We start from the raw sequence: 21,517 nt of genomic DNA, 5'->3' as shown, positions 1-21,517 counted from the left end.
GAGATGACTTCGAAATATAAGGCGGTTGTCGCCGGCTGCGGCGGAATGTCCAATGTATGGATCGATTACGCGATGCAACGGCCGGACACGGAGATCGTGGGCTTGATCGATATTCAACTGGAATTTGCGGAGAAAATGAGGGAGAAAAAGGGGCTGGCATGCGGCGTCTTCACCGATTTGTCGGAGGCCATCGAGCAGACGGGAGCCAACCTTGTCTTCGACGTCACGATCCCGGCAAGCCACTTCCAAATCAGCAGCGCCGCCATGAAATTAGGCTGCAACGTGTTCGGCGAGAAGCCGCTGGCCGAGACGATGGAGGATTGCAACGAGATCGTCCGGATCTCGGAACGGACGGGCCGCACGCATGCGGTCATGCAAAATCGCAGGTACGATCCGCGCATTCGTGCGCTTCGCCAGATGATCGCTTCCGGGCAGATCGGCGACGTCGGGTTCATCGGCGCGGACTTCTTCATCGGAGCGCATTTCGGCGGATTTAGGGATGCCATGGACAGCCCTCTGCTGCTCGACATGGCGATTCATACGTTCGACCAGGCAAGATTGATTACGGGTGCCGACCCGATCTCCGTGTACTGTCACGAGTTCAACCCGAAAGGCTCGTGGTATGGGGGCAACGCATCGGCGATCTGTATCTTCGAGATGTCGGACGGTTCCGTGTTCAACTACCGGGGATCGTGGTGCGCCGAAGGAGCGCCGACGTCTTGGGAGGCGCAGTGGCGGATCGTCGGGGACAAGGGCACGGCGATCTGGGACGGCCATGGCCAGCCTTATGCGGAAGTCTTGGCGCCGGGAGAGCAAGAGGGCAAGTTTATTCGGGACTGCGTTCGGATCGAACCGGAGGCAGGAGCGTATGAACGGATGGCGACCGGGCATCATGGCTGCCTGGACGAGATGTTCCTTGCTCTGGAAGAGGGACGGCTGGCGGAGACGGATTGCCGGGATAATCGCTACAGCATGGCGATGGTGTTAGCCGCTCTGGAGAGCGCGAAGACCGGACAGAAGGTGATGCTGGAGTCTATGTTAAAGTTAGGCAAGTGACTCTAATGGAAGTGCTTAAACAACGGGGCCGTCCCTAGTCATTAGTGACTAGGGACGGCCCCTTGATGAATTAATATTGTAATTTCTTGAGGCGATTAAACAAGATTTATATAATAGGAAAGTGCCTGTCTACGGGAATGATTGGTAAAAGGGGGGATTATGATATTGAAAAAAACTTTAAAAGACTCTGCTATTGTTACAGTAATTGTCTTTGCCTTTAAGATTATTATACGGCTTATTTTTAACCCTTCTTCTTTATTAGAGATGTTTGAGTATGGAGTTTGGACTGGACTAGGAATGTATCTAACTTCTTTGGTACTTCTGTTTATGGTTACTTTCCTAATCCTTATTGTAGTGAGAACAAGAAAAACAAGGACACAAGGATAACGTTCCTTATGTCCCTATATTCTTACCAAACAGGATTATGGAATCAGAGACTTCTCCGGAAGCAGCAGCAAGTATTGGATCGCCGCCAGCTCCTGTCGGGTCAAGTCGCGCTTGGAGCCGAAGTCGATGGCGCCGCCGGCGGCTTTGACGACTTCGGGGCCGTGGATCTCGAGATCGACGAGGGTCAGAACGGACGTCTCCGCCCATTTCGACGTTCCGGGCGCAAGGACAACGGAACGGTTATCCGGCACGACGTAGCCGGAGATTTCCAGAAGCTTCCGGACGAACTCGGCCGCTTCCTCCCGTTTGATCGGACGGTCCGGCTCGAAGCTGCCCCCTCCCGTCCCCGATATCAAGCCGAGCTCGGCGGCCGCCTGGATTTCGCCTTTGTACGGAGACTCCGACACATCCTTGAATACGGCTTCGTTTGCCGAAGGCGGAATATGGAATTCGCGAAGGATTGCGCTGACGAATTCCCCTCGCGCCACCGTCTCCTCCGTCCCGAACGTTTGAGCAAGGTCTCCCGGATAGAACCCCAGGGATTGCAAGCCGTGAATATAGAAGGCATAGGGGTGATCGGCGGGCACGTCCGCGAATCCCGGCGCGTCAGGCGTCTTGGCCGCATAGCTCCCCGGATTGTTGTATTTCAAATAAAGAACGTTGCCCTGCGAATCCGTCTTGAACGCCAGAGGGTTGCCGTATTCGTCGACGAATAGCAGATCGCCTCTTTGCGTCAGCGTGGCGCGTACTCCCGCACTGTTGCCGCTCGTCAACGTTCCGTCCTCGTTCGCTTTGATGCTCGTCAGCAGCCCGAGGCGCAGATCCGCGTACGTTCCGTCGAATTTTTTCAGCTCGGCTTGAGTACGGGCTTTGTAGTTGGGATCGCCGAACTTCGTCTCGCCGGGATAGAACCGATCCATGTACTCTTCGTATAGCCGAAGCATCACGTCGGAATCGGAGTTGAACGTCACGAACACGCCCGTCTTCTTGTCCGGCAGCAGCCACATCAGAGAGCCGAAGCCGGGAATGCTGCCGCCCTTCGCGATGACGTTCTGGCCGTTGGAATCGGGAAGCGGCGGCGCTTCGAATCCGTATGCCATGTCCGGCACGTCGGGATCGATTTGCAAATGATAGGTCGACATCGCCTGGATCGACTGCTGCGATAGAATCGTCTTCCCGTCCTGCGTCTTGCCTCCGTTCAGGAAAGAAATCATGAACCGCGACATGTCCGAGGCGGTCGTAATCAAGCTGCCCTCCGGAATGACGTCCGGGGAAAGCCGGTATACGGGCGCCGCCGTTCCGTCCGCGCCGTAGACCGTAGGCAGCCTGCCGAGCAGATCGTCCGATTGCACGAAGCTGCTGGACGTCATGCCGAGAGGCTCGAACACATGCTTGGTCATGTACTCGTTGAACGGCTCGCCGCTTACTTCCTGCACGATGTAGCCGACGAGTCCGGACGCGAAATTGTCGTACATATAGGAGGTGCCGGGTTCCCGGACGACCGGGGGGAAAATCTCGAAGAGAGCTTCCTTCAATGCGAGCGGCTTCCGCGACGGGTCGTATAGAATGTTGGCATCCGTCGGGTCCCGAACCTCGAAGCCCGTGGTGTGGGTTAGAAGCATCTCCACCGTGACCGGCTTGTCGAACGGATTCGTCAGCTTATAGCCTCCGAGATACTTCTGGATATCGTCCTGAAGAGACACTTTGCCTTGATCGACGAGCTGCATGAGGGCGAGGGCGGTGAACACCTTGGAGACCGATCCGACGCGGAACGTCGTGTCGGCGGGATCGACCGGCTTCCCCGAGGTCTTGTCCGTAACGCCGTACCCTTTCTCGGCGAGCACGCGGCCGTCTTGGACGACGGAGACGACGAAGGCGCTGGCTTGGCTTACCACGTCCGCCCGGGCAAAGAAAGCGTCGAGGAACGCCGCCGTATTCTGGGAATCGGAGATGGCGGAGACGGCAGGGGATGCGGCGGACGGGGCCGTTGCCTCCGCAGCAGAGACGCCGGGGACAGATAAGGCCATTGCAGGAAGGCTAAGCGCCAGGGCCGTCGCAAGAACGCAGACGACGGTAGAGTTCCTTTTCACTCGGGAAACCTCCTAAGTTTACGCATGAATGCGTCTGGGATCTTCTTGCAATCCGATTATATCAACGCGATTCAAGCGGGCAACTGGACTCGAGTCCAATATTTAACAGACTGAGGTCCTGTTTCCAGAGGGAGCCGCTGGCACTGCCGTTAGCTCATCTCTCCGGGCCGCGGCGATAAGCGGACGGCGTCTTGCCGACGATTCGCTTGAACAGCCGATGGAAGTGGGGCAGATTATCGAAGCCGCATTCCGCCGCGATTACCGCGACGTTAAGATCGGTCTCGAGCAGCCTTTCCTTGGCCTTGATGATGCGTTTCGCGGCTATAAACCCGGTGACGTTCATGCCGGTCAGTTGCTTAAACACTCGGCTGAAATGAGCCGGGCTGACGGAAGCCCGTCGACTTAGCTCGTGAAGCCCGATCTCTTCCGAATAATGCTCGTCGATATGGAGAAGCGCGTCCCGCATCCAGACCGGCCCGATCGCGGGCGACGGGGAGCTCTGCCGGAGCTCCGCCCCCAGCTCGCGATGGACGGCCAACAGGATTCGTTGAAGCAGAAGCGACACGGCGTGCCGAACGCCGGATTCCGAAGCGCGTAGCTCCCGGTCGATCTCATTCAGGGATTGTTCAAGAGCCGCTTGCAGAGAGGGGCTGCACTTCAATCGGTACGTGCGGTTTAGCCGGCTTCGGTCGAAGCTTTGCAAATACGAGAAAGGCTCACCCAGCGATTGCAAAGGCAACAGAATCGGATGGAAGAATACGGCGGTCGACGTAACGGGATCCAGGGCGTCCGGAATGGCGCGATGGATCGTATTGCCCGGAATAAGGAATAGACTGCCCGCGTTCATCTCGTAGAAAGTCCTATCGATAAAGAACGTTCCTCGGCCGCCGTGAACGTACACCATCTCGTACCAATCGTGCAGATGGTCGGGGAGCTCCCGCTGCTTCGTTTTGGTATCCCTGTACACGAACGAGAAAGGAAACGAAGGCGTAACGTTAAACTGCTTCTGAATGGGCTTCATGCGGCAACAGTCCCCTACGTAACTCGTTTATTATTCAAAATATCAAAAAAGGATACAAATTAGCAAGCGAAAGCAATTTTAGAATAGATGCGGCATGCTAGAATGGGGAAAAGAGCGGTTACAACCTTTAAACGAAAAGGAAGATGCCCTAGTGAGAATCGACGCCCATCAGCACTATTGGAGGATCGATCGGGGAGATTACGGATGGATTACGCCGGAGATTCCCGTCCTGTACCGGGATTTCCTACCGCCCGACTTGCTGCCGCATTTGAAGGAGCACCGGCTGGACGGGTCCATTCTCGTTCAAGCGGCGCCGACTCCCGAGGAGACGATCTTTATCTTGACGCTCGCCGAGCGGCACGAGTCGATTAAAGGAGTCGTCGGATTCCTGGATCTCGAGGATGCCCGCCATTCCGAGCATTATGAGCGGTACGCCAAGCATCCGAAGTTCGTCGGGTTTCGCCTTATGATCCAGGATATGCCCGATGCCGGCGTTATCCTCTCGCCCTCCTATATCGAAGCTCTGCAAGCCTATGCGGCCAAGGGAGTTCCCGTCGATCTGCTCCTGAAGTCCGACCAGTTGGCGGAGGCAGTCGAATTGGCGAAGCGGGTTCCCGGTCTCCGGGGCGTGATCGATCATATCGCCAAGCCGCGAATCGCCGAGGGACGGATGGAGCCGTGGGCGGAGCAGATCAAGGAATTGGCTTCGTACCCGAACCTATACTGCAAGCTATCCGGCATGGTGACCGAAGCGGATCGTTCGGGCTGGACGTCGGAGCAGTTCGTCCCTTATGTTCGCCATGTGCTGGAGTGCTTCGGGCCGGACCGCGTCCTATTCGGAAGCGATTGGCCGGTCTGCTTGCTGGCGGCGAGCTACGGCGAAGTGGTAGACGTTCTCGAACGCGCGCTGCCGGACTCTTGGGGAGATGCGGAGAAAGCGAAGCTGTTCGGCGGCAACGCCCAGGCTTTTTACAGGCTATAAAACTACCGAAGGGGGAGTCTGTCACATGAACTATCGCAAATTAGGCAAAACGGGACTGAACGTATCGGCGCTTAGCTTCGGCGCTTCTTCCCTTGGCTCCGTCTTCCGGGATACCGATGAAGCGGACAGCATCCGAACGGTGCACCAAGCCATCGACTGCGGAATCAATCTCATCGACGTTTCTCCCTACTACGGGTTGACCAAAGCGGAAACCGTGCTGGGCAAGTCTCTGAAGGACATTCCGCGAGACAAGTACTTCCTGTCGACGAAGGCGGGCCGCTACGGCGCCGATACGTTCGACTTCTCCGGCGACCGGATCGTCTCGAGCCTGGAGGAGAGCCTAAAGCGTCTGAACGCGAACGAGGTGGATATTCTCTATCTTCACGATATCGAATTCGTTCCGGCGGACATCATCCTGGAGGACGCGATTCCCGCGCTGCAGCGGCTGAAAGCCAGCGGCAAGATCCGGTTCGCCGGCATCTGCGGCCTTCCGTTGGAATTGTTCGAGACGTTCCTTCCGCGCGTCGAAGTGGACAGCATCATCTCGTACTGCCATTATTCCTTGAACGATACGAGTCTCCTGGGACTGCTGCCTCTGCTGGAAGCGAACGGCATCGGGCTGGTCAATGCCTCGCCCCTCTCCATGGGGCTATTGGGAACCCGCGGAGCTCCGGATTGGCACCCGGCTTCTTCGGAGATCAAAGAGGCTTGCTTGAAGGCCGCGCGATTTTGCGCGGATCAAGGCGCGGACATCGCGAAGCTGGCCGTTCAATTCTCGACGGCGAACGAGCGGATTCCGACTACGCTCGTCAGCACGGCCAATCCGGCCAACATCCGGAAGAACGCGGAGTGGGCGGAGGAACCGATCGACGAGGGGCTTCTGGCCGAAGTTCTGGCCATCCTGAAGCCCGTGCACAACCGGACTTGGCCCAGCGGCCGCCCCGAATACAATACGAAGATCGGAGGCGAGCCGAGATGAGAGGAATCGTCTGCGCGGAGATCGAACGGTTTCAAGCCGCCCGCGACTTGCCGGAACCGATTCTCGAGCCGGGCCGGGCCATCGTGGCGATCCGCAGGATCGGAATCTGCGGAACCGATCTGCATGCCTTTAAGGGGAGACAGCCTTTCTTCGTCTATCCCCGTATTCTTGGGCACGAGCTGGCCGGGATCATCCAAGAGATCGGCCCGAACGAGCAAGGGCTGCGGATCGGCGACCAGGTCAGCGTCATCCCGTACATGCATTGCGGGAGCTGCATCGCCTGCCGCAACGGCAAAACGAACTGCTGCACGGAGATGAAGGTGCTCGGCGTCCATATCGACGGCGGCATGAGGGAGAGAATCTCCGTGCCGGTTACGCATTTGATCCGGGCGAACGACCTGACGCTCGACCAAACGGCGACGCTCGAGCCGTTCGCGATCGGGGCGCATGCCGTGCGCCGGTCGGGACTTGCCGCCGGGGAGACCGCGCTCGTCATCGGGGGCGGGCCGATCGGGCTGGGCGTCATGGCGTTCGCGAAGTCGAGGGGCGCCAAGGTCGTCGCTATGGACGTAAACCGGGATCGCCTTGCGTTCTGCCGAGATTGGGCAAGGGCGGATGCGACGGTAAACGCGCTGGAGGATCCGCTCGGCCAAGTGCTGGCCGCAAACGGCGGAGAGCTGCCAAGCGTCGTGTTCGACGCGACGGGCAATGCGCAATCGATGGCCGGGGCTTTCGGTTATGCCGCACACGGTGGAACGCTCGTCTACGTCGGGCTTGTCGGAGCGGACATTTCGTTCCACGACCCCGAGTTCCACAAGCGCGAGTTGACCCTCATGGGAAGCCGCAACGCGACCCGCGAGGACTTCGAGCGCGTGCTGGAGGCGATGGCTTCCGGGGCTATCGATGTCGGCCGCTATATCACGCACCGAGCCGCTTTTGACGACATGATCGGGAGATTCGAGGATTGGCTGGAGCCCGAATCGAAGGTGATCAAAGCGATGGTCGAGCTTTAACAAACGCAAGAAATCAGGTCGGAGAGGGCTTCGACTGAAGCTCTCTCCGGAATCCGCTCGGATTCGTGCCGATCCACCGGCGGAATTGCTCGATGAAGTGGTTGTAGTTGCGGAACCCGACCTCGTAGGCGACCTCCGAAGCGCTTCGGTTCGTGTGCTCCAGCAGCAGGGCGGCTTGGCGAATCCGCATTTGATTCAGGTTGTCGATGATGGACAGCCCGGTTTGCTCCTTGAACAGATGCGATAAGCGGGAGGAAGAGATTCCGATCGATTTGGCCAGCCTATCGATTTGAATCGGATTTCTCATATGCACGGAGAGATAATGCAAAGCTTCCGCGACCCGCGAATCCAGCTTGCGGCTGCGTCTCTGCGACAGCAGGATCAAGATTTCGCGAAGCGAGTTCACGCACAGCTCGTGCCAGAACTCGTTGCGCTCTCTCGAGTCGGAGAGGATGCGGCGGAAAGCCTCATACAGGCGCGTACGGATCGAACCGCTCTCGAACGGCTGAACGAGCAGAGGCTCGGCGGGCAGCAGTTGGTCCCCGACGGAGCTGGAGGAGAAGTGCGCCCATACGAAATTCCAATTTTCCCCTTTAACCGTGCCGTACTCGTGGGGAGTCCCCGGCTTCAACAGCGCGAGATCGCCGGCGGTGCATTCGGCCGTTCCGTGAGGCGTCTTGAAGTAGCCTTTGCCGCTCAAGGTAAAGGCAATCAGCCAGTCCTCCATTCCATCGGGGCGGTTGGTCGCGTACGTATCGTCGACTTGAAAATGTCCCGAGATGACGATTCCGTACGATTTGCCGTCGTAACGGGACGGTTCGTCGTATGGTTCCATGGCAAGCCCTCCTCCGAATCAAAGCCTATATCTCAAGCCTATAGACCCGTATCCAACCCTATCCTAAGAATAACCCGTTCCGGCCTTACAGGCTAGCGAATAGCAGAATAGCGTGACTCTTAAGCAGGATAGATACTGCCTTGCCTTCGGGATCGCGACTATACTTAGCGTAGGATAGATAAGGAGGAGATAGCATGGCGTACTCGCTGACAACATTAACCGAAGAGCAGAAAAGGCAATTCGAGCAAGAAGGTTATCTCATCGTCAAAGGATTGTTCGATCAGCATCAGCTCAAGGAGATCGAGGACACGTTCGAGGCGATCAGCCAAACCGTGGTGCCGGGGCATTTCGAGCCGGACTTGTCCGGAGAATCGACCGATCCGTTGAAGAGATATCCGCGGGTCATGCACCCGCACCGGTTTAACGACACGGCCAAGAAGTACATGCTGAATGCTCCGGTATTGGCCGTCCTGCAGGATCTTTACGAAGAGCCGCCGCTCGCCGCGCAGAGCATGTTCTATTACAAGCCGCCGGGGGCCAGGGGCCAAGCCCTTCACCAGGACAACTTCTATCTGAAGGTGGAACCGGGGAACTGCATCGCCGCTTGGACGGCCGTCGACGCGACCGACGAGGAGAACGGCAGCTTGATGGTCGTGCCGAAGACGCAGGACTACGATATCGTCTGCCCGGACTTGTCGGACTCGAAGGAGTCCTTCACGACGCATTACGTCAAACCGCCGAAGGATCGCAAAGTGATGCCGGTTACGATGGATCCGGGAGACGTGCTGTTTTTTAACGGCAATCTGATTCACGGCTCCTATCGCAACAAGACGAAGGATCGGTTCCGCCGGTCGTTTATTTGCCACTACGCGAACGAATCGGCTTCCCAAATCGGACAATTCTACAGGCCGTTGTACCGAGCGGACGGGTCGGAGGTCCAATTGGAGTTGAATCCGGACGGAGGTCCTTGCGGTGTCGAATTCGAGACCTTATACCCGCACTGATACGGATTCGCCTTATCTTGACGTGCAGATGTCATGGTGGGGAATGGAGGGCTTGGAGGCTAAGGCGCGAACGGTTGAAGACAGGGTGGCGCTGATCGCCGGAGCGGGCTTCGACGGGATCAACGGTTTTCTTCCCTCTCCGGAGGAAGAAGACCGCTGGCGGCGTCTGCTCGAGCGGTACGGCTTATCCTTCAGCGTAAACGCGTATCCGAAGACGGCGGAGGACATGGAGCGATTCCTGTTAAGAGCGAAGGAATTCGGGCAGGTTCAGCACGTCAACGTCCAAGTCATGACGCCTTTCCTCGTCGATGAGTCTGCCGTCGGCTTGCTTCGCGAGCTCGTTCGATTATCTAGGGAGAAGGGAATTCCGGCGTATATCGAGACGCACCGAGGAACGATTACGCAGGATCTTCTCCGCACCGTCGGTTATCTGGAACAGCTGGAATCCCTTCGTTTGACCATCGATTTGTCTCACTACGTCGTGGCCGGCGAGATGCATACCGAATCGGAGGAGGCGGAGATCTTATTTGGAAAACTGCTGCAACGAACATCCGCCTTCCATGGCAGGGTATCCAACGGGGAACAGGTTCAGATCGACGTCGGTCCGAATGGCGAGCATCCGATGATGCGGCGGTTCGAACGCTGGTGGGGCGATGGAATGAGGCTGTGGAAGGCAAGCGCCGTCCAAGGGGACGTATTGCCGTTCGTGGTCGAGCTCGGTCCTCCGCCTTACGCGATCACCGTGGACGAAGCTGCTGGAAGAACGAACGAAATAAGCGATCGCTGGCAGCAGTCGCTTTTGTTTCTTCGGACGGCCAGGAGGCTGTGGTCGGAAACGGAATAGCCGGGGATAGCAGTGAATAGCAGTGAATAGCAGGGAATAGCAGTGAATAGCAGTGAATAGCAGGGAATGGAAGAACTGTCGCGGGCGAGCGGCAGTTTTTTTCTTTGGCCGGACCCGACGTCCTTGCAGGCGATGTCTAGATCATGCTACTTCCATGACTCGATAATGAAGGTTTAACGTCGCCTCTTGAAATAACATTAATAACGAGTTTGCATCCAGCGGATTCCTGACATCCGTAGTTAAAGAGGTGTGTAGCGTAACAATGCGGCAGTTTACCAATCCCGTCATCCCCGGCTTTCATCCCGATCCGAGCGTTTGCCGCGTCGGCGACGATTATTACTTGGTCACCAGTTCGTTCGAATATTTTCCCGGGGTTCCTATTTTCCATAGCAAGGATCTGGTTCACTGGCGGCAAATCGGCCATTGTCTAACGACCGAAAGTCAATTGCCCCTTGGCGGAGTCCCGAGCTCCTGCGGCATCTACGCGCCGACGATTCGATACCATGAAGGCTGGTTTTACATGACCACGACGAACGTTGGCGGAATAGGCAATTTCATCGTCCGAACGCAGACGCCGGACGGTCCGTGGTCCGATCCGATCCCCGTCGCGCAGGGCGGCATCGATCCGTCGCTGTTGTTCGACGAAGACGGACGAGTCTACTTTCAATCCGCTTGCTCCGGAGATCAGGGAGAAGGGATCTATCAATGCGAGATCGACATCGAGAGCGGAAGAATGCTGACGGACAGCCGGTTGATTTGGAGGGGGACCGGAGGCGCCCATCCGGAAGCTCCTCATCTCTACCGAATCCATGGCGTTTATTATTTAATGATTGCCGAAGGCGGGACCGAGTACGGGCATATGGCCACCATCGCGAGAAGCTCGGACCCGTACGGCCCTTATGTGGCTTGTCCGACGAACCCGATTCTGTCGAACCGAAGCTTGAAGAGCGGCATCCACGCGACGGGGCACGCGGATCTGGTGCAGGCCCGGGACGGCAGCTGGTGGGCGGTATGCTTGGGAATCCGGCCCGTCGGCTATCCGATGCGCCACCATCTCGGCCGCGAGACGTTCCTTGCCCGAGTGACATGGACGGCGGACGGTTGGCCGGTCATCGGCAACGACGCGCATATCGAGTCCGTTATAGACGCGCCGGAGCTTCCCGAAGTCCGGTGGCCCGATAAGCCCGCCCGCGACGACTTTGCCGATTCTCGGCTCGGCTTCGACTGGACCTTCCTGCGCAATCCCAAGCCCGGGAGCTGGTCGCTCTCGGAGAGGCCGGGTTATCTTGCGCTGCATGGCAACCCATCCTCTTTGAACGATGCCGGAGCTCCGGCCTTCGTCGGACGCCGTCTTAGCCATTTCTCTTGCGACATCGCGGTAGCTCTGGAGTTCGAACCGGCTGGCGATGGAGATGAAGCGGGACTGACCGTGTATATGAATGAGAACTATCATTATGACTTAGCCGTTAAAAGGATCGATGGGCGGAGGAAAGCGATTTTCCGGCGAACCGTCGGATCGATGAGGGTGGAGAACGAGCGCGAGTGTCCGGATGGCCCTCTCGTGCTGAGAATCCGGGCTTATCCCGATAAATTCGAGGCTTCCATTCGATCCGGGCAATCGGAAGCGATCGAGATGGGGTGGGGGGAGACCCACCTGCTGTCTACCGAAGTTGCGGGCGGATTCACGGGGGTTTTTGCGGCCATGTATGCCGTTAGCGACTCGGGAACGCCGTCCCCCGCGTACTTCGATTGGTTCGATTACGAGCCTCGCAACTCTTGAAATTCGAACATCCAACCGGCAGCGCCTGAACGGGCTTCTGCCGGTTATCGCATTTTGCGGAAGGCTTTGGGCGACATCCCGTACGTTTTCTTGAATTGACGGGCAAGATAATTGCTATCGTAAAAACCGCACGAATACGATATCTCCGTAATCGAGAGGTTCGAATTCCGCAGCAGCGAGCAGGCCCGTTCCAAGCGGAGGCGCTGAAGATAAGCGAACGGCGTCGTCTGATAATAGGCTCGGAAAATCCGGTTTAAGTGCCGAACGGATATATCCGATTGGGCCGCGATATCCTCGAGCGTCAGCGGCTCGAGATAATGATCTTCGATATAGGAGATCGCGCCGGCGAGATGCATAAGGCTGCTGTCGATGTCTTTCTCCCGGTTGTCGTACTGTCTGGACAAATAAACGACCAATTCCATGAATTGAGAAGCCAGCATGCTCTGATAGCCCGGAAGCTTGTCTCGGTATTCTTCGATCATGGCCGCTATCATCGAGGTGATCCTCTCCAGGCTCGAGATCGACATGTTGAGCTTGCTGGTATAGGCATGATTGTGGCGATAGAACGGCTCGAGGATAAACAGCGCCTGATAACCGTTCATGGTGCGCAGATCCGGGCCGGCGGACTTGAGCAGCTCGGGCTTGTACATAATGTTGCAGATCTTGAAGTCCACGGGCTCCTTATAAGCATGCGGCGTCTCGCCGTTGATCACGAACACGTTGCCTTTCTTGATGAACGACTCTTCCTCGTTGACGATATGCGTGGCATGTCCGTTCAGGACGATGACAAGCTCGGAGAAGTCCACATGACGGTGAACCGGCATGTCCTCTTCATGACCTCCGTACTGAATAAAAAAGGGGAACTGCTCGTCCGTCGTAAACCAATTTAAGTAAACGTTGCTCAAGCGAATTCCCTCCCTAGCTCATCGATGTCTATATCATGCTATTAAGTGACTTGAAAATCAAGGTTTGCCTCCGAAGCGTTCCGTATAATAACGAACTGTAAGCGTATTCTGTTATCCAAACAAGGGGGAAGTTCAATGAAGGGAAACAGCATGAAATCGGTCTCTCTGCTTACGTTGACAGGCGTGCTGCTGCTTAGCGGCTGCAGCGGAAACAACGATAATTCTTCGGGCCAAACGGAGAGCGTTTCCGAATCCGCTGATGCCGGCGGCGTGGCGGATACGGCTCCCGTAACGTTCTCGTTCTTCGGCGCCGATACGAGCCCGAACTGGAACAACATGCAGGACGACGTGGGCAAGGCCATCACCGAGAAGACGGGCGTCACGATTAACGCCGAGTTCGACGTCGCCAGCGGCGGAGGCCAGAGCAAGATCTCCCTGATGGCCGCGAGCGGGCAGTATCCGGACTTGATAGCCGCCAAAGGCGAGCTGGGCAAGCTGATCGACGCGGGCGCCATTCTCGATCTGACCGACCTCATCGATAAATACGCTCCGAACATCAAAGCCCTCATGAAGGACAACATGAACCGCATGAAATACAGCGTCGACGATCCGGCGATTTACTCGATCCCGACGAACGTCGGCGTCGGCAACGAATACTTCGACTCGACCGGCGGCTTCGAGGTTCAGCTTCGCGTGCTGAAGGAGCTCGGCTACCCGCAGATCAAGACCGTGCAAGACTTTGAAAACGTACTCAAGGACTACGCGGCGAAGTATCCCGCGACCGACGGGCAGCCGACGATTCCGCTGCTGCTCAACGGCGATGGCTGGAAACGGATGATTACGATCACCGACCCGGCCTCGAACGCGACCGGCGCGGGGGGCGACGGCGAATATTACGTCGATCCGAGCACCTATACCGCTCAGCTCCACTACAAACGGCCCGAGGAACGCGAGTACTTCAAGTGGCTGAACCATATGTTCAACGAAGGACTTTTGGACAAGGACACTTTCGTCCAGAAGGACGATCAGTATCAGGCGAAAATCGCCAGCGGCCGCGTACTGGGCCTGATCTCGCCGGAGTGGGAGTACGGCAACGCGGAGAACGCGCTGAAGTCGGCCGGCCAACACGACAAGACGTACGGGCACTTCCCGGTTACGTTGAGCGACCAGTTCCAATCGCACGAACTGCAGCCTTTCGGCGTCGACGGCTACGGCATCAGCATCACGACGGCGTGCAAGGACCCGGTTCGCGCCATCAAGTTCCTGGATTGGATGGCTTCCGAGGAAGGCCAAATCCTTAACAACTGGGGCGTCGAAGGCAAGCAATACACGGTCGATTCCGCCGGCAAGCGCGTCATTCCGGACGACGTCCTGAACGCGAAGGTGAACGACAATGCCAACTTCAGCAAAACAACCGGCGTCCAGCTGTATACGGTCTTCAGCGCGCACTACGGCGACGGCGTGAAGGATTCGACGGGCAACTACTACACCACGAACTTCCCGGAACAGATCGAGGCCAGCTACTCGGACGCCGAGAAGGAAGCGCTTAAAGGCTATAATGCCAGGACCTGGAAGGACCTCTGGCCGACCGATTTGCCCGTCAAGGAATGGGGCGCGCTGTACAACATGCAGGTTCCGACGGACGGCGACTACCTCGTGCTGTACCAGAAAACGCAGGATATCGTCGACAAGAGCATTCCGAAGGTGATCATGACGAAGCCGGAAGAGTTCGACAAGGCATACGACCAATTCCTCGCCGACCTGAACAAAGCGGGAGCGGAGAAGATGGAGGCTATCTATACCGAGCTCGTGAAGGACAGAGTCCGGTTGTTTACGGGGAAGGAGATTCAGTAAGGGATCGCCAATCGAGGTTTGAAAAGCCAAAAAGGAGTCTCCGTGGGAGATTCCTTTTTGGTTTGCGCTACTGCGAGCAAGCTTGGCGTCTGTCCATCTTGTTCGCGTAATGGGATTTACGGCTGGAGCAACCAGCGGTGTACTTCGGGGAACAGTTCGCTCCACGTGATTCGTGGTGCGTTCCGCCGGGAACGACATCGAACCGGATGCGGCTCTCCGGGACCCCTGCCGCTATCAGCGTCCGGCGGGCCAGCGCAACGTGCTCGTTGGCAAGCCGATTGAACTCGGGATTGTCGGTCTCCAGTTCTCCGATGCTTAGGAAGACGCGCAGCGCGGGGGAAAGAACCGATTGCCGGATCAACTCGAGGATCGCGCCGTCGTCGTGCCACATGACGAAGGAAATCCCGCCTACGAGGCCAAAAAGATGCGGATAGCGAATGGCCGCAAACAGCGAGACATAAGCGCCGAACGAGCTTCCGCCGATGATCGTATGCTCCGGTTCGGGAAGCGTCCGATAGCGGCTGTCGATATACGGTTTGAGCGTCTCCGCCAGGAACGCGGCATAGGCCTCTCCTTTGCCTCCGAAGCCATATTCCGCGTTAATCGTTAAGTTATATTCATGGTTGCGCTCGTCGCCCCCATGATCGACAGCGAGTTCCCCGGCAAATAAATCCAGACTCTCCGCTCCGTCTGAAGCTGCGGAATCGGGAAGGCTTCGATTATCCGCACATCGCCAGCGACGGTGTGGGCAGCCCCGTCCGTAAAAACTTCTCTCCAAGGCAATGGAGCGCTAATCGGCATGAGTGACTCTCCTAGTCATTGTATTTACTAGAATCGTAAAGCACAGCCCGTCCGGATGCAATGGATGATTATCGACTACTGATCTTTTGGAACGATTCGCCTTCGATATCGACCTTCGGCAGGATGCGATCGAGCCACTTCGGGAAGAACCAGGCGGACTTGCCGAGCAAGGACATAAGCGCCGGTACGAGCGTTAATCTCACAATGAAAGCGTCGAAGAGAATGCCGAAGGCGAGGGCGAGTCCCATGGATTTGACAATGGTATCCTCCGCGAAGATAAAGCTGGCGAAGACGGTTACCATGATCAGACCGGCCGCGAGCACGACTCTGCCGTTCGACTTGATCCCATACAGGATGGCTTTCCTCGGATGGTTCTCGTGAACGAACTTCTCGCGCATCGCGCTGACCAGGAACACTTCGTAGTCCATGGCGAGCCCGAACAGGATGCCCGCGACGAGGACCGGCAGGAAGTTCAGCACGGGGGCGGGCTCCGCGATCCCGAAGAAACCGGCCATGTGTCCTTCTTGAACGACATAGACGACAAACCCTAGCGTCGCTGTCAGCGTGAGCAGGTAGCCGAGAACCGCCTTGACCGGAATCAGGATCGAACGGAACACGATGGCCAGAAGAACGAACGCGAGTCCGGCGATCAGCCCGGCGAACTTAGGGAGCGCCTTGTTCAGCATATCCGAGATGTCGATATCGACCGCGGTGCTGCCCGTTACCATCAATTCCGCGTGAGTTTGCGCATGGTTGCTATCGGACTGCTCTCGTATGAGTTTCACCAGATCGCTTGTCTTCGTGTCCAGAGGATCCGTATCCGGCAGCAGCGTCAAGATCGCCGTGTCGCCGGCCGCGTTGAGCTGCGGAGGAGTGACGCTGGCCACGTTCGGCAGGTCGATGAGGCCTTTGGTCGCTTCGGCAATCGCTGCCGACGGATCGGTTGCTCCCGAATCCGCTTTAGCCACGATGACAAGAGGACCGTTGAAGCCCGGGCCGAAGCCTTCCGCAAGCAGGTCGTAGCCTCTGCGTTCCGTCGTGTCGATCGATTTGGTTCCGTTGTTGGGCAATCCGGTGTGCATGTCGAGGAACGGCAGGCTGATCAAGCCTAATACCAGAACGGATACGATGACCGCCGGCAAAGGAAACTTAGTGACGAGACGGCCCCAGACATTGGATTCGGAAGACTGCTTCTCTTGCGATCGAGCGGCATTTGCATTTTTCTTAGCTTTCGGTACGAATAATTTCTTCGTTGCGCCGAGTAGAGCGGGGGTAAGGACTAAGGAGATCAGCACGGCTACGAGAACCGTAACGGCTCCGGCGATGCCCATCGCGCCCAAGAAGGGAATGCCCGTAACCTGCAGCCCGAGCAACGCGATTATGACGGTAAGACCCGCGAACACGACGGCGCTTCCCGCGGTCGCGTTGGCCATGGCCGCCGCTTCTTGGCGCTCCATGCCGGCCTTCAGATTCTGCTTGAAGCGGGAGATGATGAACAAGCCGTAATCGATTCCGACGGCTAGTCCAAGCATGGACGCAAGGGATAAGGAGAACGTCGGAATGGACGAATAGTGCGAGACGACGAAGATCAGCATAATGCCGGTTCCCAGTCCGACGAGGGCCGTCAGAATAGGAAGGCCGGCCGCCACGAAGGAGCCGAAGGTGAGGATCAGAATCAGGAACGCGACCGCGACTCCGATTACTTCGGATATCCCGCCGGGGCTTACTTCGGACAACGCGACCGTTCCGCCGAGCTCGGTCTGCAAGCCGCTGTCGTTGGCTGCTTCGATGGCCGTTTGAACATGCTCGATGGATTCGTCCGTCACGTCGCCTGCGGCCGACTTATAGGTGACGGTAGAATAGCCGATCCGCTTGTCCGCGCTGATCGTATTCGATTCATATAACGGGGCGATCGAAGCGACTTCGGAATCCTTCGCGACTTCCTGCTCGGTCGATTGGATCAACTGCTTGACCGACTCGGATTCGAGCGTCTCGCCTTCCGGCGCCTTATAGATCAAGCGGATCGTTCCGCCCCCTTCGGAGCCGCCCCCGAACGCTTCCTGCATGACGATCCCGGCTTTCTCCGATTTGGTTCCGGGAATGCTCATATCTCCGCTGAAGGCGGAGCCCATGCCGATGCCTGCCGATATCGCGAGAATCAACAGTCCTAACATGCCCAAGAAAACCGTTTTTTTACGGCGGTAGGCGCCTTTGCCGAGATGATACAACCATTTTGCCATGTGTTTGTTCCCTCCACTTTGTCTCTGTAGGATGAATTCATCTTACGGGAGATCGGAGGGACGCGAATCGTTCGAAAGGGCATGCCCTTTCGGGCAATTATGGGCAGAAAAAAGACGTATGAGAGAGCTAAAGCAGCTCTGCCATACGTCTATAACTTCTTCTATACGAGACCGCGCTCCGAGGCGACGGCGACCGCTTGGGCTCGGTTATCGACGCCCAATTTGTTGTACAAACCGGTAAGGTGAGCTTTGACCGTTCTCTCGGAGATGCCGAGCTCTAGGGCGATCTCCTTGCTCCGGGCTCCCCGGGCGATGGCTTGCAGGACCGCTCTTTCTTTATCGGATAGGGGCGGCATATCCTTGCGGGCAGTCGGCGCGGATATAGCCGCTTCTTTCGATTTTGCCTCGAATACGCGGGTCAAAATCTCGGGCTGAAGCAGCGTCTCTCCCCGCAGAGCGGACTCGAGCGTTCGAAACAGGGCTTCTCTTCCCGTGTCCTTCAAGAGATAACCTCGTGCTCCGAGCTCCAGCCCGCGAAGCATAAGCTCGTCCTCGTTGTAGGTGGTGAGGATGATGACGGGAATATCGATCCCTCGTTCCTTCATCTCCCGCATCGTCTCCAGCCCGCTTAACCGGGGCATGTTCAGATCCATCAGGATCGCGTCGGGCTTCGCCTCCGCCGCTTCCAACAGAATAAGCGCTTCGGCTCCGTCCCCCGCTTCGGCTACAACCTCGTAGGTATCGCTCGTTTCCAGGATAAGCTTTAAGCCCTCCCGAATATAGAAATGGTCGTCCACGATCATGACTCGATAAATCATGTTAATCTCCTTCCGGCAGCGGAGCAAGAATCCGAATGGAGGTGCCCTCCGAGCCGCTGTCGATCTCGCAAGACCCTCCGATAATGCGCACGCGCTCCTGAATGCCCACCAAACCGTAATGCCCCAAGCTTTTGCCGATGAATGCCGTATTGAAGCCTTGCCCGTCATCCCGAATCTCGATGGCCAGCGAACGATCGGCCTTATGGATTCGAATCCAAACATTGGTTGCCTCTGAATGCTTGGCCGCATTCGCAAGACATTCCCGGACGATATGAAGACCATGCTCCGCGAGGATATGGGTCAGCGGAGAAGGCGCCTGGATATCCAGTTGAACCTGCATGCCCGTCTCTTGCCGGAAGCGATCGGCTTCCTCCTTGACGGCTTGCGCGAAGTCGAGCTTCGGCTTCGACAAGGAACGGAGATCGTCGATGGCCTCTCTCGCTTCCGCCAACGTGCGCCGGGCCCGGTCCATGGCTTGCCGCACGATCTCCCGGGCCCTCTCGGATCGATTCTTGGAGAGGTTCGCGTCGATCGCTTCCAGCTGCATGACGATGCCGGCCAAGCCTTGCGCGAGCGTATCGTGAAGATCCCGGGCCATTCGCTGGCGCTCGTTCGCGATCGTCAGCTCCTCCACCTGCTGGTGAGCTACCTCGAGCTCGGTCAAGAACGATTGGGTGCGAAACTGCGTTTGAAGCTGCCGGACGGCCAAGTTCGTTATTCCCAGCAGCACGACGCACATGGGAATGAACCATGCGACGAATAAGGCCCCATGATGGGGAGTTTCGGTTATAGCCATCGTCGTCGCGCCGAACAGACAGGCGTTCAGGGCGAACGTCGCGATGAATTTCCTTTTGTCCGGGTAGATCGCGTAGCTCTGGCTGATGATCACCGGATTCAACGCCGCGAGCAGAATAGGGGAACCATCCGGCATTAGCAGGGCGGAGCCGTTGACGAGAAGCGATTGCACGGTCAGATAAAGCCAAGGCCTGCGGTTGGTCAGCGTGTCCGCCTGCCAGATCAGGGAGGCAATCAGGAGGGTCAAGCCGACGAAAAAAAGCAAGGGGACGATCCGCAGCTCAGATACGGACTGCAGGATAAGCGTTCCGCCGAAGACCAAGGCAATCCAGCCGACGGCGGGACCGCGGCTCATTCTTAAGAGAGGGGAGCGGGCGGAGCGATTCTGGCTCTCTAGCATACGGTGGCTCCTTCCGGCGATGTGTATTAGTTATTTTAATCCATCTAGCGTTAACATTGAAAGTTTCCGATCGAAGTACTATAAAGTCGGTGAACCGCGGCGGCTCACGGATTTAGGAGGCGCTAACGGACACTGGAGACGCTTAGAAGCAAAAATAGCGGGGATTCGGATTTTAACGGACATAGGAGACCCTTAGCGTGACTTTTTGCGCTCAAATAGGCGGAAATGAAGGTTTAAGGGGCTCCTATGTCCGTTAGAATTTGTAGTGTGCTTAAAGTGGCGAATAAGGGTCGCTCACGTCCGTTACACGATTGGAGGGCAGGGTTCCGACAACACTCCGAACATCCGCACTCCAGCACACTCCAGCACACTCCCGCATTCTCCGAAAGCCTCTCGCAAACTCCGTCACTCCCGTCTTCGATTCCTATACTGCCTGGGAGTAACCCCCGTATGCTTCTTGAACGCTTTCACGAAATGAGCCTGGTCGTAGAAGGTGAGCCGATCGCCGATCTGCGAGATCGGATCTCGGGTGTTATCGAGCAGCCTCTTCGCCTCTTCGATTCGTTCTCTCTGAATGTAGCTCGTGACGGACAGCCCCGTTTCTTTCTTGAACAGCTGCGATAGATAATGAGAGTTGAGGCCGCTGACCTCCGCGAGCTTGTCCATCGGGATGTCTTCGAACAGATGCAAGTAAATGTACTCCATGCTCGCCCGGACGGATTTGGAGACGCCGCGATGGCGGCTTTGGCGCACGCGGTCGGCGAAGTCGAGGATAGCTGAGAACACGGCGGCTTCGACCTGCGACAACTCGTTCAATTCCTCGATATGCTGAATATGCAAATCGCAGAGCGTCATCGCCGCCTCCTCGTACAAACCGCCTTCCATGGCATCGTTGCTGCTTAAGGCGATGGCGCATATGCACATGTTTTTGACTTTGCGAAGCCGGCTTTGTCTAGAGAGATCCTTGACCTGACTGTCGTCTTTGACGGCCGTCATCAGCATCCTCATCAATTCTTCCGGTTCCCCGCGCCGAATGAGCTCGCGCATCTGGCGATATTCCGCGATACCTTCATGGAAGATGGAGAGCTCCCGCCGTTCGGCTAGCTCCAGCTCCTTCTCTTCCCGCCCGTTCGGCAGCTTGTATCGGAAGCTGGATTGCAGCACGTCCGTAATGTCCAGCGCTTCGCCGTTCAGCATCCAATTCGCGGACACGCCGATATGAAGAAACCTCATCCGGTCCGCGAAAGGAATGCTCTTCCAGTACTCCAGCCATTTCGGCCGCTGGGGGATGGGGATCCGGTGATCGATCGAGAGCTCCCGGTATAGCTTCTCGCTCGCCATTCGATGGGTGGAGGGTCCGATCACGATGACGGCTTGCGGCTGATCTTCTTGCCGCTTAACGGGGATGACGGCGAACTGCTCCAAGTCGTTCGACTCGTACAGGATAGGGCCGGCTAGGTTCGAACCCTGTCGGGCGATCATGCGGTACAAATCGGCCGGATCGTCGAACAGAGGGTGAGGAGCCGAGCTCGAGCTCCGAAACAGTACTTCCTGACGATCCGTCAGGCAGTAGACGGTAAGCTGAAGCATCTCATGAAGCAGCTTGCCCGCATAAGCCGCATCGGTCCTCTCTGCTGCGTTGAACATTTTTGCACCCCTCAACTTTTCATACAAAATATCTGCTAATTATACCATTGAGCTCAAAAAATGTAT

The 21,517-nt window shown here is 57.0% G+C and carries 17 protein-coding genes; 8 read left to right on the top strand and 9 right to left on the bottom strand.

From position 1 onward, the window contains the following. The first annotated feature begins 3 nt into the window (after window positions 1-3). Entirely contained in the window at window positions 4-1,056 is a 1,053-nt protein-coding gene (locus tag H7B67_RS10600) for a Gfo/Idh/MocA family protein (RefSeq protein ID WP_185119794.1), read from the top strand. Window positions 1,057-1,478: 422 nt separating this feature from the next. Here the strand turns inward: H7B67_RS10600 and H7B67_RS10595 are convergent, their stop codons facing one another. Together H7B67_RS10595 and H7B67_RS10590 are read right to left on the bottom strand one after the other, a co-directional pair. After that, window positions 1,479-3,533, bottom strand: coding sequence for a serine hydrolase (locus tag H7B67_RS10595; protein WP_185119793.1), 2,055 nt, complete (start codon window positions 3,531-3,533; stop codon window positions 1,479-1,481). Between the two features lie 154 nt (window positions 3,534-3,687). Next, window positions 3,688-4,554, bottom strand: a complete 867-nt coding sequence (locus H7B67_RS10590; protein ID WP_185119792.1) for an AraC family transcriptional regulator — start codon at window positions 4,552-4,554, stop codon at window positions 3,688-3,690. Window positions 4,555-4,705: 151 nt separating this feature from the next. Between H7B67_RS10590 and H7B67_RS10585 the strand changes: the two genes are divergently transcribed. The 3 genes from H7B67_RS10585 to H7B67_RS10575 are packed head-to-tail and all read left to right on the top strand — an operon-like array spanning window position 4,706 to window position 7,528. Further along, window positions 4,706-5,536 (top strand): amidohydrolase family protein, encoded by an 831-nt coding sequence (locus H7B67_RS10585; RefSeq protein WP_185119791.1) that lies wholly within the window; start codon window positions 4,706-4,708, stop codon window positions 5,534-5,536. A gap of 25 nt (window positions 5,537-5,561) precedes the next feature. Beyond that, the gene (locus H7B67_RS10580) at window positions 5,562-6,515 is read left to right on the top strand and encodes an aldo/keto reductase (protein WP_185119790.1); all 954 of its coding nucleotides are present in this window, start codon (window positions 5,562-5,564) and stop codon (window positions 6,513-6,515) included. Beyond that, window positions 6,512-7,528 (top strand): zinc-binding alcohol dehydrogenase family protein, encoded by a 1,017-nt coding sequence (locus H7B67_RS10575; protein ID WP_185119789.1) that lies wholly within the window; start codon window positions 6,512-6,514, stop codon window positions 7,526-7,528. Before H7B67_RS10580 ends, H7B67_RS10575 begins: the two co-directional genes overlap by 4 nt. A 13-nt stretch (window positions 7,529-7,541) precedes the next feature. Here H7B67_RS10575 and H7B67_RS10570 read toward each other — a convergent pair whose 3' ends face one another. Further along, window positions 7,542-8,363: a helix-turn-helix domain-containing protein gene (locus H7B67_RS10570; protein WP_185119788.1), complete on the bottom strand. Its 822-nt coding sequence runs from the start codon at window positions 8,361-8,363 to the stop codon at window positions 7,542-7,544. A gap of 194 nt (window positions 8,364-8,557) precedes the next feature. Here H7B67_RS10570 and H7B67_RS10565 point away from each other — a divergent pair, with 194 nt between their 5' ends. The 3 genes from H7B67_RS10565 (at window position 8,558) to H7B67_RS10555 (ending at window position 11,991) form a co-directional block, all read left to right on the top strand. Continuing rightward, on the top strand, window positions 8,558-9,367 hold the full coding sequence (locus H7B67_RS10565; protein ID WP_185119787.1) for a phytanoyl-CoA dioxygenase family protein: 810 nt from the start codon (window positions 8,558-8,560) through the stop codon (window positions 9,365-9,367). Then, window positions 9,336-10,211 (top strand): sugar phosphate isomerase/epimerase family protein, encoded by an 876-nt coding sequence (locus H7B67_RS10560; protein WP_342592409.1) that lies wholly within the window; start codon window positions 9,336-9,338, stop codon window positions 10,209-10,211. Before H7B67_RS10565 ends, H7B67_RS10560 begins: the two co-directional genes overlap by 32 nt. A 262-nt stretch (window positions 10,212-10,473) precedes the next feature. Then, on the top strand, window positions 10,474-11,991 hold the full coding sequence (locus tag H7B67_RS10555) for a glycoside hydrolase family 43 protein (RefSeq protein WP_185119786.1): 1,518 nt from the start codon (window positions 10,474-10,476) through the stop codon (window positions 11,989-11,991). Window positions 11,992-12,035: 44 nt separating this feature from the next. Here the strand turns inward: H7B67_RS10555 and H7B67_RS10550 are convergent, their stop codons facing one another. Beyond that, window positions 12,036-12,896 (bottom strand): AraC family transcriptional regulator, encoded by an 861-nt coding sequence (locus H7B67_RS10550; RefSeq protein WP_185119785.1) that lies wholly within the window; start codon window positions 12,894-12,896, stop codon window positions 12,036-12,038. A gap of 135 nt (window positions 12,897-13,031) precedes the next feature. On the opposite strand from H7B67_RS10550, the gene H7B67_RS10545 reads away from it, so the two are divergent. Continuing rightward, window positions 13,032-14,750, top strand: coding sequence for an ABC transporter substrate-binding protein (locus H7B67_RS10545; RefSeq protein ID WP_185119784.1), 1,719 nt, complete (start codon window positions 13,032-13,034; stop codon window positions 14,748-14,750). 67 nt (window positions 14,751-14,817) lie between these two features. On the opposite strand, the gene H7B67_RS10540 is transcribed toward H7B67_RS10545, so the two are convergent. The 5 genes from H7B67_RS10540 to H7B67_RS10520 form a co-directional block, all read right to left on the bottom strand. Next, window positions 14,818-15,528 carry an alpha/beta hydrolase gene (locus H7B67_RS10540; RefSeq protein WP_245363272.1) on the bottom strand — a complete coding sequence of 237 codons (711 nt, stop codon included), beginning with the start codon at window positions 15,526-15,528 and terminating at the stop codon, window positions 14,818-14,820. Window positions 15,529-15,619: 91 nt separating this feature from the next. Beyond that, window positions 15,620-17,791 carry an MMPL family transporter gene (locus tag H7B67_RS10535; RefSeq protein ID WP_185119783.1) on the bottom strand — a complete coding sequence of 724 codons (2,172 nt, stop codon included), beginning with the start codon at window positions 17,789-17,791 and terminating at the stop codon, window positions 15,620-15,622. A gap of 161 nt (window positions 17,792-17,952) precedes the next feature. Next, complete coding sequence (locus tag H7B67_RS10530) at window positions 17,953-18,609, bottom strand: response regulator (protein WP_185119782.1); 657 nt, start codon at window positions 18,607-18,609, stop codon at window positions 17,953-17,955. A 1-nt stretch (window position 18,610) separates the two neighbouring features. Next, entirely contained in the window at window positions 18,611-19,804 is a 1,194-nt protein-coding gene (locus tag H7B67_RS10525; RefSeq protein ID WP_185119781.1) for a sensor histidine kinase, read from the bottom strand. A gap of 405 nt (window positions 19,805-20,209) precedes the next feature. After that, complete coding sequence (locus H7B67_RS10520) at window positions 20,210-21,451, bottom strand: helix-turn-helix domain-containing protein (RefSeq protein WP_185119780.1); 1,242 nt, start codon at window positions 21,449-21,451, stop codon at window positions 20,210-20,212. Window positions 21,452-21,517 lie beyond the last annotated feature (66 nt).

This window comes from Cohnella thailandensis (genome assembly GCF_014212135.1).
GTDB classification, from domain to species: domain Bacteria; phylum Bacillota; class Bacilli; order Paenibacillales; family Paenibacillaceae; genus Cohnella; species Cohnella thailandensis.
The sequence above is the reverse complement of the archived record's forward strand: the minus strand, read 5'-3'. Positions and strand labels throughout refer to the sequence as shown.